This is a genomic window from Psychroserpens algicola, from assembly GCF_014526325.1.
GTDB lineage: Bacteria > Bacteroidota > Bacteroidia > Flavobacteriales > Flavobacteriaceae > Psychroserpens > Psychroserpens algicola.
This window is the reverse complement of the sequence record NZ_JACNMJ010000004.1, coordinates 216,111-231,027: the sequence shown is the minus strand read 5'-3', so window position 1 is coordinate 231,027 and position 14,917 is coordinate 216,111. Positions and strand designations below refer to the sequence as shown.

Genomic DNA, 14,917 nt, shown 5'->3' with positions numbered 1-14,917 from the left:
CATAGCATTTATTTATTAGTCTTTGGCACTCTGAACAATAAAATAATTCCTATTAAAAAGAAAATGAACAAAAACAATATTGCATTTCTCATGCTCCCTGTTACCTGATCGATTGTAGCAAAAATAACCATACCGATGACAATGCCTATTTTTTCAGCAACATCATAAAAACTAAAATATGATGTGGTATCTTCAGTGTCTGGTAAAAACTTAGAATAAGTCGAACGCGCTAAAGATTGAATTCCACCCATTACTAAACCTACAAGCGAGGCAGCAATATAAAACTGAACAGGAGTTTCCATAAAATACGCATACACACATAACAGCATCCAAATGATATTAACTACGATGAGTGTTTTGATGTTTCCGAATTTAGATGACGCTAACGAAGTTAACGTAGCTCCAACTATGGCTACTAATTGAATGACTAAAATACTTACAATAAGTCCTGTAGTTTTTGCATCGTCACCTCCCCAACTGATCTCTTCTTCTCCAAAATAAACTGCAACCAACATAATTGTCTGCACAGCCATGCTAAATACAAAAAAAGCAATCAGATAGCTTTTTAAACGCAGGTTTTGTTGCATTTGATGCCATACTAACTTAAGCTCTTTTAAGCCATTAAACACTACATCTTTTGTTACTTTATGTCCGTTAGACACTCCTTTAGGAAGGACATAAAATGTATACTGACTAAATAAAATCCACCACAATCCTACAGTTATAAAAGCGATTCTCATGGCTTCAAAAGATGCCGCATCTTTGGCTTCTTTTAACGCTTGAGTAATTTGAGCTTCAGTTCCTGTTTCTTTTAAAGTTTCAGAAATACTAATATCAAAACCAAACCAATCTGGTTTCATGACCATAGCCAGGTTTAACAATAATAAAATTACACTACCAACGTAGCCCATACTAAACCCTTTAGCACTAATTCTATCTTGTTGTTCAGGATAGGCAATATCTGGCAGATAAGAGTTATAAAACACCAGACTTCCCCAATATCCGATTAAGCCCATAAAATAAAACAAAAGACTAAGGTGAATATTATCGATACTAAACCAGTAGAGTCCAATACAACCTAGACCTCCAACATAACAAAAGAATTTCATGAAATTCTTTTTGTTTCCTACATAATCTGCAATACCTGACAATATTGGCGATGTGAATGCAACGACTAAAAAGGTAAAAGCAGTGACATACGTTATAAGAGCTGTGCTTTTAAAAACCATTCCAAAAGCAGGTACTAGCTTTTCGGTTTGAGAAACAAATAATGCTGAATAAAATATTGGAAATATCGACGACGCAATAGTCAGTGTATATACAGAATTTGCCCAATCATAGAAAGCCCAAGCATTTAATAATTTAGAACTTCCTTTTTCTAGGTGTTTCATAAGATAAAATAAAAAAAGCTGTCCTTTATTGGACAGCTTCTAAATTACTATAAATTTTAATCTTTACAATTAAAAATTACCTAAAGGTCTAAATGAGTCGACACCAAATTTCTTTGCTTCAGCTTTAGCTTTAGGTGCCCAACTTTGTAAGTTCTTAATTCTTGTATCGTTAGAAGGGTGAGTACTTAAAAACTCTGGTGGTGCTTGTCCGCCACTATTAGCCTTCATACGCTTCCACAGTTCAGCAGCTTCATCAGGATTGTATCCTGCAATTGCCATAAGGTATAGTCCGATTTCATCAGATTGAGTTTCATGGCTTCTACTAAAAGGCAGCATCACTCCTACCTGACTTCCAACACCATAGGCCTGATTAAATAAATTTCTAGACTGTTCATCTTTAATTGCAACATTTCCGGCTACAGCACCAATTTGCTGCAACATACCTGCACTCATACGTTGCTGGCCATGATTTGCTAAGGCGTGAGCAACTTCATGTCCCATGATTGCTGCAATTCCTGTTTCGTTTTGCGCTATTGGCAAAATTCCGGTATAGAATACAATCTTTCCTCCTGGCATACACCATGCATTAACGGTTTTGTCGTTTACAAGATTGTATTCCCATTGGTAATCATCTAAATATCCCTGATGTCCATTAGCATTTAACCAGCGCTCTGCAGCTACAGCTATACGTTGACCAACACGTTGTATCATGTCGGCATCTGATGTACCTGTAATGACGTTATTTTCAGTTAAAAACTGATCATATTGTGCAAATGCCGTTGGAAATAATTGTGAATTTGGCACTAATGCTAAGGTTTTATTTCCTGTAAACGGGTTTGTTGTACAAGACAAAAACAAGGCTATAACTCCTGCTGCAACAATGTTATTTTTAATTCTCATAGTTAATAGTTTTTTGTGTAAGCTAAATTTACGAAATGAATCTTTATAATTTTGACACAAAAGCGTAATATTTTGTCACATTTGAACTAAAAAAATTATTTCCCTATTAAATGAAGTTCAGAAAACTCTTTATCAATTGTCATAATTGAAATGCCATTAGTATGAACATGATCAAGAGGAATGATGACATTATCCAGCTGGATTTCCTTAATTTCAAAAGGTAAACCGTGAATTCTAAGTTCGAAAGTTTTATAATCTGCATTAAACTTTCCTTCTTTATGTTGCTGAATGATAAGTTCATTAGATTTCCCTAATAATTTAAATGTGCGATAGCTATAACGACCTTTAGTGTAATCATAACCATCATGCGCATCATCAAATAATTGTGAACGCTCTTTACCTTCTTTGAAATAGGTATCTAAAATCACAGATTCAATAACCTTCTCACCTACATATTGTTGTTTTGGGTACTTTGGAATTATAGCACCTTCTTTAACAAAAATCGGCATGCTATCAATATCTGCATCAACCCACATTTCTTTACCACCTTTTACAATCTCATCTGTCCAGAAATCGTACCAGTTTCCTTTAGGAATATACATACGACGCCCTTTTGCATTTGGTTCAAGAACCGGACAAGCCAAAATTTGATTTCCAAAGATAAATTCATCTGTTCTATAATGTGTGTGAACATCTTCTTGATCATATAACACCAATGATTTTAATAAAGGTGTTCCTTGCTCTACATAGTGCCAAAATGCGGTATATAAGTAAGGTAATAATTCATAGCGAATTTCAATAAACTTACGAACGACATCAGTCACATCTGTTCCAAATGTCCAAGGTTCTTGATCACCATGATCTCCAGAAGAATGCACTCTAAAAAATGGATGAAATATGCCTAATTGAATCCAGCGTGTGAACAATTCGCCTTGCGGTTGCTCAGCAAATCCACCAATATCACTTCCTGCAAAGCTAAATCCAGACATTGCCATACGTTGTGCCTGCACATTGGCAATCCATAAATGTTCCCAAGTTGCTACATTATCACCTGTCCAAGTCGATGTATAACGTTGTGTTCCCGAGTATGCTGAACGCGTAATCACGAATGGACGCTTTGGATAGGAGAACTTTTTAAGACCTTGATAAGTGGCTCTTGCCATCTGCATTCCATAAATATTATGTGCTTTTCTATGACTGCATGGATTACCATCATAATCATGTCTTACATCATCAGGAAACGTTTTATTAGGCACCTCCATTACTGCAGGTTCGTTCATGTCATTCCACACTCCTTTTACTCCAATGTCTTCAATAAGTTCTTTAAACAATCCTGACCACCAGTCTCTTACTTCGGGTTTAGTGAAGTCAGGAAAATAGCATTCACCTGGCCATACTTTACCTTTCATATAAGGTCCATCTGCACGTTTACAGAAATAATCTTTATCTAAAGCTTCTTTAAATACACTGTATTCTTTATCGATTTTAATTCCTGGATCGATAATAACAACCGTTTTAAATCCATCATCAGCCAGTTCCTTCACCATACGTTTCGGATCAGGAAAGTAGTCTTTATTCCATGTAAAACAACGGAATCCTTCCATGTAATCTATATCTAAATAAATTGCATCACAAGGAATTTTAAGCTTTCTAAAAGTAGCTGTTATGTCTTTAACTTTACTTTCAGGATAATAACTCCACTTGCACTGATGGAAACCTAAAGCCCATAATGGTGGTAATAAATGAGGCTTCCCTGTTAAATCGGTATAACTTTCTACGACCTCTGTCATTTCTGGTCCGTAAATGAAATAATAATTCATTTCACCGCCTTGAGCCCAAAAACTAGTTACATTTCTGCGTTCGTGCGCAAAATCAAAAAAGGAACGGAACGAATTGTCAAAAAAGATGCCGTAAGCTCTACCATGGTGTAAACCTGTATAAAACGGAATCGCTTTATAAATTGGATCTGTATCTTTTCCGTAGGCATACGAATCAGTAACCCAGTTTTCATAACGCTTCCCTTTAAGGTTTAAATGGTTGGGTTTGTCACCTAAACCGAAATAACTTTCACCATCATTAGAGGTCTTGCTCATTTTCACGATGTCACCACCATGCTCATAACTTTCCTCCCAATGAAATCCAATTTCATCCTGATTAATCGCTAAGCCATCTGTAGCATCAAATAGCTGAACTTTTAAAGTCTCCTTATCTATGTGGCAAATAAGCTTTGAAGTTAAAATTTTATAATGCGTACTTAAATCTTCAATTTCTAATTTGTTGTACCCTCGATTAGCATATTTGGTAATCGCATATGAAAAATCGTTTTCAAATTTTCCCGTCGTTGTATATCTAAAGCGCAACACACTATCTCTTACAACGGTGAGTTGTAAAATCACATCATTTTCGGTAGTGAAATATAAGGTGTCAACATCTTTTTTAAAATCTATTATTTTGGAAGGAAATAAATTCCCTTTACTTTCTAATTCCGTATTTACAATCATATAGCATTCTTTTATAGAAATGTATGTAAAAAAACGGAAAAAATAGGACGTAAAAAAACAATGTAATTAGTAATTACAACGAATTATCAACTACAACGTTTTCGAAAATGAATATTAAGAAAATCGGAAAAATACACCTTATATTTTAAGAAAATCTACACGTATTTAAACGCTACCATACCTAAAGGTGGAATAGTAATTTCGGCAGAGTGATCTCTAAATTGCCAAGCCTTTTTTTGAGATGTTAAAGGTTTGTTCTGAAATTCACCACTTCCAAAATACGTTTTTTGATCACTGTTAAACACTTCTTTGAGTTTTCCTTTCTTCGGAAGCCCAATTCTGTAATTTTCTCTAGAAATTGGCGTCATATTACACGCTACGATAATATCGTCTTTTCGCTTCTCTCCTTTTCGTATATAGACTAAAACCGAATTTTCGGCATCATTATAATCTATCCATTCAAAGCCTTCAGCTGAAAATTGCTTTTCATATAAAGCAGGTTCTGAAGCATAAAAAGCGTTTAAATCTTTAAGTAATTCCTGGACTCCTTTGTGTGGCTCATATTCAAGTAAGTGCCAATCCAAACTCTGTTGAAAGTTCCATTCTTCACTCTGACCAAATTCTGAGCCTTGAAATAACAAATTAGTTCCGGGATGCGTAAACATATAACTATATAGTAAACGTAAGTTGGCAAAGCGTTGCCATTCATCACCTGGCATTCTACCTAATAAGGAATGTTTACCATAAACCACTTCATCATGGCTTAAAGGCAACATAAAATTCTCGGTAAACGCATAGGTCATTGAGAATGTTAAATCATTCTGATGGTGTTTTCTGTAAATAGGCTCTTTAGCAAAATACTGTAAGGTATCGTGCATCCATCCCATCATCCATTTCATACCAAAGCCTAAACCTCCTAAAAACGTAGGTTTTGAGACCATTGGAAACGACGTTGATTCTTCGGCAATAGTTTGCACGTCTGGAAACATGCCGTACACAGCTTCGTTCATTTCTCTTAAAAATGACATGGCTTCAAGGTTTTCGCGGCCACCATACATATTAGGTTCCCATTCGCCTTCATCTCTACTATAATCTAAAAACAGCATTGATGCTACAGCGTCAACCCGTAAACCATCGGCATGGTATTGATCTAACCAAAAGATGGCATTACTAATTAAAAAGGACTTGACTTCATTTCTTCCGTAGTTAAAAATAAGACTCTTCCAGTCTGGATGATAACCTTTCCGCTTATCGGGATGCTCATACAAACATGAGCCATCAAAAAATCCTAATCCGTGTGCATCTTCTGGGAAATGGGAAGGTACCCAATCCAGAATGATTCCAATATCATTTTGATGTAACTTATCAACTAGTAATTTGAACGCTTCAGGATAACCAAATCGAGAGGTTGGCGCAAAGTAACCAGTGAGCTGATAGCCCCAACTTGGATCGTAAGGATACTCCATTACTGGCATTAATTCGACATGTGTAAAATTCATGTCTTTGACATAATTTACCAAGTCATTAGATAACTCTTCATAAGTCAAAAAAGTGTTGTCCTCTAGTTTGCGTTTCCATGATCCTAAATGTACTTCATATACTGAATAAGGCGCATTTAAAGCATTATGCTTTTTACGCTTTTTCATCCATTTGCTATCCTTCCATTTGTAGGGTTCGTCCCAAACAATAGAAGCTGTTTTAGGCGGATGTTCACAACGTCTTGCGTAAGGATCTGCTTTTTCAGTTTTTATATCATTATTATGGCTTTGTATTTTATATTTATAGGTACTTCCTTTACCAACATTTGGAATAAAGCCTTCCCAGATACCACTCTCATCCCAGCGCACATTAAGTTTGTGTTCGCCTTCAATCCAGTAGTTAAAATCTCCAATAACAGAGACCATTTTTGCACTTGGTGCCCAAACTGCAAAATAAGTGCCTTCAACACCATTTAAGGTCATCATGTGTGACCCCATTTTTTCATACAGTTTATAATGTTTTCCTGATTTAAATAAATTAATATCAAAATCAGTAAAAAGACTGTGTGCAATTACATTTGCCATAAGTTAGTTATTAATAATATTTGAAATTCCTTTTAAAGGAATTACTGCCCAACGCGGACGAGAATTTAGTTCGTAGCCTAATTCATAGACTGCTTTTTCGAGCATTGCATATTTCAGTAAAAATATACGCTCTTGATTATAACCAATATTTAAATTGGCTTCTTGAATTTTAATAATATAAGTTCCTAAAAAGACTCCTTTTAAGTATTGATATAAAACTTCACCAGCCTCAAAAAGGTGATTTTGTTCTTGTTTATACAATTCTATATTGTTGAAAATTGTGGCATAAATCGCATAGTGAAATGATCGAAACAAACCTGCGACATCCTTTAATGGCGGCTGTTTTACTTTACGGTCGCGTATGGTGCTTTCGGGCTCGCCTTCAAAATCTAGGATATAAAAATCATCATCCTTAACCAATACTTGTCCTAAGTGATAATCGCCATGAACACGTATGCGTTCTCCTTTTAATTTGGTCCAGTCGAAATTAACAAACCGCTTTCTAATTTCATTTTTCTTATCCAAAAATTCGTGAGCCAACTCTAAAGCAAGGCCATCGAGTTTATGCAAACTATTCTCTATGGTATTTAATCTGTTTTGAAATTGATAGAGCAACCTATTTTTTAACCAAACCGTATAATCGCCATTAAAATGTGTTGGTGTAAAGGCTGTATCTTCAAACTCACTGCCTAATGCAATGTGCATTTCTGCTGTACGCTCTGCCAGTGTTTGAATCTTAGTAAATACATTTAGTCCAACCCAGTCAATAATTTCTGGAGGCACATCGGTAATTTGTAAGCGTCCAAAGTCTTCAGTACGTGGAAGCTTGGAAATGTCTATTTTTTTATACTCTAAATTTGAAAATACTTTATGGAATTCGGTTAGCATATATTCCCAGGCGTCTCCTTGATTTTCTACCATTTCCTGCATCAAACCAATAGTAATATTGATATTCTCCTGGTCTTTTATTTGAATACTTCCCAGATAGGCTGGTGTGTTTTTAAAGTCTTTTTTATCTGATAAAAACCGACTCATTTCATAATCCGGATTTCGGTCGGCATAAATACGTCTAAAAAACTTCAACACATATTTTTCGTTATAAACAATCGAAGTATTGCTTTGCTCCATTCCCATGAATCGTGAAGACTCGTACTTGCAATCTTTAAACAGTTCGCTCTTGTGATATCGCACTCTGGTTTTATCTTTAGGAACCGCTGTTAAAATACGTTCGAACACAACTTTTCTAAAAGCTTCCAGATTTATAGCATCTATAATAAATCCTTGCTGGTCTTGAATACTAATTGGTAAAATTCGATCATCTTGAGCAAAATTCTCATCTGAAACGAAAGCTATTGGTAAAAAGTAATGCTGATAAAAAGCTTCGGTAAAATTAACTTCTAAAATAAGTCCATAATACACTTCACCATGTTGCTGAATCCTAAAATATTCAGCCAGTTCTATATATTTAAGCTGACTAGCTTTTCCGCCATACCAACGTTGTTTGATAATGTAATCTTCCAAAACATCAGACAAAAACACCTTAATAAAATTCTCATTATCAAGAAGTTCCTCCCATTTATCAGTAAAATTAAAAGGAGGTTGTAAAGCCGTTTGTTTGGAAGGTATTTTTGTCATTCCTATTTATTTATCTTAAAGATATGAAAAGGAAGTGTTGGATGCAACTCTACAAAATTCCATTCACTGTGCCAGTTATAGCTACTTCCGGTTACCAAATCTTCAACACGAAGTTGCTGTCCATGATGAATTCCTAAATCATGCATTGGTAATTGTACATTAGCTTGTTGCGAATAGTATTGATCAAGGCTTATGATGATTAACAACTCATTTGTACGGTTTTGATTCCACTTATAAAATGCGAGTAGATTATCATTTTCAACTGTACAGAACTTAATGTTATTGGTTTGCTGTAAAGCTTCATTTTCATGTCGAATAGCATTGATTTTAGATATCAATAAGGTCAGTTTATTGTCCTTGAACCAATCGTAATGTTTGAGTTGAAACTTCTCAGACATGTAATACTCTTCTTTCCCAGGAATCGCATCACTAATCATTTGCTCAAATACTGGTCCGTAAATACCAATACTAGAACTCAGTGTCGCTGCCAAAGCATAACGCTGAAGGTACTTAGACTCGTTAGCACCTTGTAAATGAAACGGATTAATATCTGGAGTATTTGGCCAGAAATTAGGTTGCATATAGTCACGCATTTCGGTTTGAGTCAACTCATTCATATAAGTAATCAACTCATGCTTGTTATCTCTCCAAGTAAAATAGGTATACGACTGCGAATATCCTTCTTTAGCTAGACGTTGCATCACTTTAGGCTTGGTAAATGCTTCTGCCAGAAAAATCACATCTGGATGTTTTTTCTTGACTTCGGAAATGAGCCAGTTCCAGAAATAGTAAGGTTTTGTATGTGGATTATCAACACGAAACACATGAATTCCACAATCAATCCAATAGAGCATTGTATCTAAACACTCTTTCCAGAGGTTTTTGTAATCTTTACTTTCCCAGTAAATAGGCAAAATATCCTGATATTTTTTTGGTGGATTTTCAGCATATTGAACAGTACCATCAGGACGCCATTTAAACCAATCGGGATGCGACGTAACCCAAGGATGATCAGGAGCTGCTTGCAAAGCGTAATCCATTGCTATTTCAATATTGAGATCTTTGGCTTTTTTAATCAGACGTTTAAAATCTTTAACCGATCCTAATTGTGGATGCAAATCTTTATGACCACCATGTTTAGAACCAATTCCCCAAGCAGAACCAACATCGCCATCATGAGCTTCGGTTGTATTGTTTTTTCCTTTTCGGTTTACTTCTCCAATGGGATGTACTGGCGGAAAATACAAAGTATCAAACCCCATTTGTGCCACTCTAGGCAATACACGCTCACAGTCTTTAAAGGTTCCGTGTTGTCCTTCCACTTCCGAAGCAGAACGCGGAAAAAATTCATACCAAGTACTAAACCTTGCTTTTTTTCTATCGACATAAATCTCAAACGTTTTTGATTCATTCGCAAGATGCTTTTCAGGGTATTTCACGAAAATCTGATGAAGTTCCTGACTTTTCGCTGCACTGACAGCGGCATTATAATTGGCTTCAGAAGCAAAATCATTTATACAGGATTGCAAAAAATCCTTTTCTTCTTTAGAGGCTTTATTTAATAAAGGTTCTAAAAGCGTTATCCCTTCTAAAAGTTCAGATTTCACATGTTGATTATCGTCAATCTTGCGTTCTATACCATGTTGCCAGTTGAGTGCATAATCAACCCAACCTTGTACTTTGTAAGCATAAAATCCTTGTTTCTCTACAGAAAAAGTTGCCTTCCACTCATCATTTTCAATATGCTGCATTCGTACCTCATTCCATTTACGCTGACTCTCATGTTTGTACAAAACAGATGCAGCAATCACATCATGTCCGTCAACTAAAACGTGAGCATCTACGTTAACAATTTCATTTACTACGCGTTTGATAAAAAACTCTCCTCCATTGATTTGAGGAGAAACCGCATCAATGACTACTCGACTTTGGTTTTGCATATTGTTGGTTAATTAGTATTTAGAATGTGAAATTAATAAATTTAGTGGCAACTCGCATTAATATCGTATGATATTTGAATTTACAACGTTTTCGTAAGTTATCTTTTTTTATTCCGACTTATAATATTCAAAAAACACCTTATTTTTATACCATGAAAAAGATAATAGCACTACTCACCATTGGTTTATTTTTTAGTTGCAATTCGTCAGCTCAAAAAAAGGAAACTAAAAGCGAAAAAGTATTTCCTGTAACAAAAACTGAAACAGAATGGAAAAATGAATTAACTGCAGAGCAATATTATGTTCTGCGAGAAGCCGGAACTGAACGTCCTTTTACGAGTGCGTTAAACAAAGAATATCGTGAAGGCACTTTCCATTGTGCAGCCTGCAATACTCCATTATTTAAAAGTGAACATAAATTTGATTCTGGTACAGGCTGGCCGAGTTTTGACAGAGAAATTAATGGTAATGTAGATTTTTCTACAGATTATAATTTGGGTTATGCTAGAACAGAAGAACACTGTGCGACTTGTGGCGGACATCTAGGACATGTGTTTAATGATGGTCCCAGACAAACCACAGGAAAGCGTCATTGTATTAATGGTGTAGCGCTAAAATTTGTACCTGAAAAGTAAGCGCTAGTTAAAAATTATATAATAGCATTATAAAATCTAACTATCGTTTAGCATAGTTTTTAAGGTATTGTAATGCTATTTTTATGCTTATAAATTAAGTGTTATGGAAAATTCTTACCTAACGAGCGTCATTAAACAATTTGAATATTATAAGTCTCTCGGAGATAAAACTATTGATGCTTTATCTTTTGATGAAATTAAGAATGAGTTTGCTGAAGACTCCAACTCTATTGCCATTATTGTAAAGCATATTGGAGGAAATATGTTAAGCCGATGGACCAATTTTTTAACTGAAGATGGTGAAAAAGAATGGCGACAACGCGATGCTGAATTTGAAAACACCTTTAAAGACAAATTAGAAGTACTACAGCATTGGAACCATGGATGGGATTGCTTATTCAGTGCCATAACACCATTAACCACAGATGATTTGGAGCGCATCATATATATAAGAAATCAAGGACACACGGTTACTGAAGCGATTAATAGACAATTAGCACATTACGCATATCATGTAGGACAATTGGTGTTTTTAGGAAAGTTATGCAAAGGAAAAAATTGGAAATCATTGTCTATTCCTAAAGGAAAATCAGCAACTTATAACCAAGAAAAATTCAGTAAAGAAAAAGGTCGTAGACATTTTACCGATGACCTTTAATATTACAATTAGGTTTTGTAACTTCGTAACCTTAAAATTAAGACAATAAAAAGACTCATGAGTAAATACGATATTATAGTACTTGGTAGTGGTCCTGGAGGCTACGTTGCAGCAATTAGAGCATCTCAATTAGGATTTAAAACAGCCGTTATTGAGAAAGAGAGTTTAGGTGGTGTTTGTCTAAATTGGGGTTGTATCCCAACGAAGGCCTTACTTAAATCTGCTCAGGTTTTTGAATATTTAAAACATGCTGAAGATTACGGATTATCTGTTAAAGAATATGATAAAGATTTTACTGCAGTAGTTAAACGTAGTCGTGGTGTTGCTGAAGGGATGAGTAATGGTGTGAAGTTTTTAATGAAAAAGAATAAGATTGATGTCATTGAAGGTTTCGGAACACTTAAAACCGGAAAAAAAGTTGAAGTCGACGGAAAAGATTACAGTGCAGATCATATCATCATTGCGACTGGAGCGCGCTCTCGTGAATTACCTAGCTTACCTCAAGATGGCAAAAAAGTAATTGGTTACAGACAAGCCATGTCTCTGGAGAAACAACCAAAGAAAATGATTGTTGTAGGTTCTGGAGCTATTGGTGTTGAGTTTGCCTATTTCTATAATTCTATAGGTACTGAAGTCACTATCGTTGAATATTTACCTAGTATAGTTCCTGTTGAAGATGAAGATGTATCTAAGCAATTAGAACGTTCATTTAAGAAAAGTGGAATTAAAATCATGACTTCAGCAGAAGTAACTTCAGTTGATACTTCAGGAAAAGGTGTTAAAGCAACTGTTAAAACTAAAAAAGGAGAAGAAATTTTAGAAGCTGATTTGGTATTATCTGCTGTAGGCATCAAGTCTAACATCGAAAATATTGGATTAGAAGACGTTGGTATTGCTGTAGACAGAGATAAAATTTTAGTCAATGATTACTATCAAACGAATATACCTGGTTACTATGCGATTGGTGATGTAACACCAGGACAAGCTTTAGCTCACGTTGCTTCGGCTGAAGGTATTTTATGCGTTGAAAAAATAGCAGGACAGCATGTTGAAGCTATTGACTACGGAAATGTACCAGGTTGTACCTATTGTACGCCAGAAATTGCAAGTGTAGGTTTAACCGAAAAGCAGGCTAAAGAGCAAGGTCTTGATATTAAAGTCGGAAAATTTCCATTCTCTGCATCTGGAAAAGCCAGTGCTGGAGGAAATAAAGAAGGTTTTGTTAAAGTTATCTTTGATGCCAAATATGGGGAATGGTTAGGATGCCATATGATTGGCGCAGGTGTAACCGATATGATTGCTGAAGCCGTATTAGGCCGTAAGCTTGAGACTACTGGACATGAAGTTTTAAAAGCAATACATCCTCACCCAACCATGAGTGAAGCGGTTATGGAAGCTGTTGCAGATGCCTATGATGAAGTGATTCACTTATAAACAAATTATAATATATATTGATAAAGAAATGCGATTCTCACAGAGTCGCATTTTTTATTGAGTTTATAAACCTCAGGAAAGCATCATTAAGGCTTTAAAACCGATAACCGACTCCAAAGAATAAACCATTAGGAGAAATCACTTCAAAGCCAAGCGTGTATTTGATATGCAAATCAAATAGTTTTGAAATATGATAAGCTGTGCTTATATCACCACGCACCTTAAATTTGTTAGAGAAAAAATCAAAAAAATAATTTAGACTGGGTCCAACCATGATGTCGAAGTTTTTAGCCACCATATATTTTGTATGAATGGGCAGATTGACGAACTTAAAATCCCCAAGACCAATATACAACACCTCAGGCTGTAAAGACAAGGCTTCATCTATATAAAAATCGACAAACATACCACCATAATAACTGGTTTGAGTTTTAGGATTCGGACCGAAATTAGCTTGCTCAACATTAAAAAAAGTTAAGTTTAGTCCGCCTTTAACACCAAAAGTCGTATTAGATTGTGCTTTTAAGCTTGTACTCACTATCAGGAAGACTACTAAAGTGTTTGCAAGATGTTTGCGTATAAACATTAATTTAAAATGATTTCAATAGCTCTATTTATATAAAAATTAATCTATAAAACTACGTATTGCTAATTCATAGCTCTTTAATCCAAAACCTAAAATAACACCTTTAGCATTGCCAGAGATATACGACTGATGTCTAAATGCTTCTCGACCAAAAGTGTTAGAGATATGAACTTCAATTACTGGTGTTTCGATAGCTTTAACGGCATCGCCTATTCCTACTGAGGTATGCGTATAGGCAGCAGCATTTAAAATAATACCATCATAAGTATAGCCAACATCTTGTAATTTGTTTATGAGCTCACCTTCAATATTTGACTGATAGTGCTCAATGCTATGCTTAGGAAAGGTATTCTTTAAAGTTTCAAAAAAGTCTGCAAAAGTTACATTTCCGTAGATATTCGTTTCACGTTTACCAAGCAAATTGATATTGGGTCCATTAATAATGATAAGCTTTTTCATAAAGTAAATATATTAAAAAATGGTCATAAAAAAAGGAAGCTAAATTAGCCTCCTTTTTTTATATATGGAATTAGATATTATAATCCAAATTCAACACCTAGAGTTAAGAAACTAGCTGTAAATCCATCATCGCTAACATTTCTGTAAGCTAAAACAATATCAAGTGCATCACTTACACCATATTGAACTCTTGGATTGTAGTAGAATCCTCCTTCAGAACCATCACCTAGACCTAAAGCGTATCCTAAATCTGCACCGATTGTGAAATCATCAGAAACTGAATAACGTCCAGTTGCTCCAATTGGAATGTACTGAAAATCGTCAACTTCGATAGTTCCAAAACCACCTAAGTCAATTTCATCTCCAAATGCATGACCATATCCTGTTACAGGTCCTGCATGAAAATCTTCAGATACTTCAAATAAGTAAGCTAAGTCAACAGCAATAGCAAAAGTTGTTAAATCACCTGCATCACCTACAGGAATACCTGCATTGATACCAGCTTTGAATTCTTGAGCATTTACATTAGCAAAAGCTAAAACTGCAATAGCAGCTAAAAAAAATTTTTTCATAATAAAAGTTTTAAAATTGATTAGTACAAACTAAATACTTTTTTTTTAGATAATGAACATTTTTTAGCATCTTATTAACAATTTTATAAACAAAAAAATATAAATAATTGATTATCAATTAATTAAAATCAAATGTTATTAAC

General features: G+C 35.0%; 12 protein-coding genes. 3 read left to right on the top strand and 9 right to left on the bottom strand.

Annotated elements, in window-relative coordinates; genetic code table 11:
- Positions 1-8 precede the first annotated feature (8 nt).
- The 6 genes from H7350_RS10760 to H7350_RS10735 all read right to left on the bottom strand — a co-directional run bounded on the left by H7350_RS10760 (position 9) and on the right by H7350_RS10735 (position 10,430).
- Complete coding sequence (locus H7350_RS10760) at positions 9-1,391, bottom strand: MFS transporter (RefSeq protein WP_204345914.1); 1,383 nt, start codon at positions 1,389-1,391, stop codon at positions 9-11.
- Between the two features lie 69 nt (positions 1,392-1,460).
- Entirely contained in the window at positions 1,461-2,291 is an 831-nt protein-coding gene (locus H7350_RS10755; RefSeq protein ID WP_204345913.1) for a M48 family metallopeptidase, read from the bottom strand.
- 95 nt (positions 2,292-2,386) lie between these two features.
- Entirely contained in the window at positions 2,387-4,792 is a 2,406-nt protein-coding gene (locus H7350_RS10750; RefSeq protein ID WP_204345912.1) for a glycoside hydrolase family 31 protein, read from the bottom strand.
- A gap of 155 nt (positions 4,793-4,947) precedes the next feature.
- Positions 4,948-6,855, bottom strand: coding sequence for a 1,4-alpha-glucan branching protein GlgB (gene glgB, locus H7350_RS10745; protein WP_204345911.1), 1,908 nt, complete (start codon positions 6,853-6,855; stop codon positions 4,948-4,950).
- Positions 6,856-6,858: 3 nt separating this feature from the next.
- Complete coding sequence (locus H7350_RS10740; protein WP_204345910.1) at positions 6,859-8,490, bottom strand: maltokinase N-terminal cap-like domain-containing protein; 1,632 nt, start codon at positions 8,488-8,490, stop codon at positions 6,859-6,861.
- A gap of 2 nt (positions 8,491-8,492) precedes the next feature.
- Positions 8,493-10,430, bottom strand: coding sequence for an alpha-1,4-glucan--maltose-1-phosphate maltosyltransferase (locus H7350_RS10735; protein WP_204345909.1), 1,938 nt, complete (start codon positions 10,428-10,430; stop codon positions 8,493-8,495).
- A gap of 152 nt (positions 10,431-10,582) precedes the next feature.
- On the opposite strand from H7350_RS10735, the gene msrB reads away from it, so the two are divergent.
- The 3 genes from msrB (at position 10,583) to lpdA (ending at position 13,157) form a co-directional block, all read left to right on the top strand.
- A complete protein-coding gene (gene msrB, locus H7350_RS10730) occupies positions 10,583-11,065 on the top strand; it encodes a peptide-methionine (R)-S-oxide reductase MsrB (RefSeq protein WP_204345908.1) in 483 nt (160 codons plus the stop codon).
- Between the two features lie 103 nt (positions 11,066-11,168).
- Entirely contained in the window at positions 11,169-11,723 is a 555-nt protein-coding gene (locus H7350_RS10725; protein WP_204345907.1) for a DUF1572 family protein, read from the top strand.
- A 57-nt stretch (positions 11,724-11,780) separates the two neighbouring features.
- Entirely contained in the window at positions 11,781-13,157 is a 1,377-nt protein-coding gene (lpdA, locus tag H7350_RS10720) for a dihydrolipoyl dehydrogenase (RefSeq protein WP_204345906.1), read from the top strand.
- A gap of 94 nt (positions 13,158-13,251) precedes the next feature.
- On the opposite strand, the gene H7350_RS10715 is transcribed toward lpdA, so the two are convergent.
- The 3 genes from H7350_RS10715 to H7350_RS10705 form a co-directional block, all read right to left on the bottom strand.
- Positions 13,252-13,743, bottom strand: coding sequence for a porin family protein (locus tag H7350_RS10715; protein WP_204345905.1), 492 nt, complete (start codon positions 13,741-13,743; stop codon positions 13,252-13,254).
- Positions 13,744-13,782: 39 nt separating this feature from the next.
- Complete coding sequence (locus H7350_RS10710) at positions 13,783-14,202, bottom strand: type II 3-dehydroquinate dehydratase (RefSeq protein ID WP_204345904.1); 420 nt, start codon at positions 14,200-14,202, stop codon at positions 13,783-13,785.
- Between the two features lie 77 nt (positions 14,203-14,279).
- Positions 14,280-14,774 carry a hypothetical protein gene (locus H7350_RS10705; protein WP_204345903.1) on the bottom strand — a complete coding sequence of 165 codons (495 nt, stop codon included), beginning with the start codon at positions 14,772-14,774 and terminating at the stop codon, positions 14,280-14,282.
- Positions 14,775-14,917 lie beyond the last annotated feature (143 nt).

Coding starts and splice junctions, on each gene's coding strand:
- H7350_RS10715 (WP_204345905.1), bottom strand. CDS start 13,743: ATGTTTATACGCAAACATCTTGCAAACACTTTAGTAGTCTTCCTGATA.
- H7350_RS10735 (WP_204345909.1), bottom strand. CDS start 10,430: ATGCAAAACCAAAGTCGAGTAGTCATTGATGCGGTTTCTCCTCAAATC.
- H7350_RS10760 (WP_204345914.1), bottom strand. CDS start 1,391: ATGAAACACCTAGAAAAAGGAAGTTCTAAATTATTAAATGCTTGGGCT.
- H7350_RS10750 (WP_204345912.1), bottom strand. CDS start 4,792: ATGATTGTAAATACGGAATTAGAAAGTAAAGGGAATTTATTTCCTTCC.
- H7350_RS10725 (WP_204345907.1), top strand. CDS start 11,169: ATGGAAAATTCTTACCTAACGAGCGTCATTAAACAATTTGAATATTAT.
- lpdA (WP_204345906.1), top strand. CDS start 11,781: ATGAGTAAATACGATATTATAGTACTTGGTAGTGGTCCTGGAGGCTAC.
- msrB (WP_204345908.1), top strand. CDS start 10,583: ATGAAAAAGATAATAGCACTACTCACCATTGGTTTATTTTTTAGTTGC.
- glgB (WP_204345911.1), bottom strand. CDS start 6,855: ATGGCAAATGTAATTGCACACAGTCTTTTTACTGATTTTGATATTAAT.
- H7350_RS10755 (WP_204345913.1), bottom strand. CDS start 2,291: ATGAGAATTAAAAATAACATTGTTGCAGCAGGAGTTATAGCCTTGTTT.
- H7350_RS10710 (WP_204345904.1), bottom strand. CDS start 14,202: ATGAAAAAGCTTATCATTATTAATGGACCCAATATCAATTTGCTTGGT.
- H7350_RS10740 (WP_204345910.1), bottom strand. CDS start 8,490: ATGACAAAAATACCTTCCAAACAAACGGCTTTACAACCTCCTTTTAAT.
- H7350_RS10705 (WP_204345903.1), bottom strand. CDS start 14,774: ATGAAAAAATTTTTTTTAGCTGCTATTGCAGTTTTAGCTTTTGCTAAT.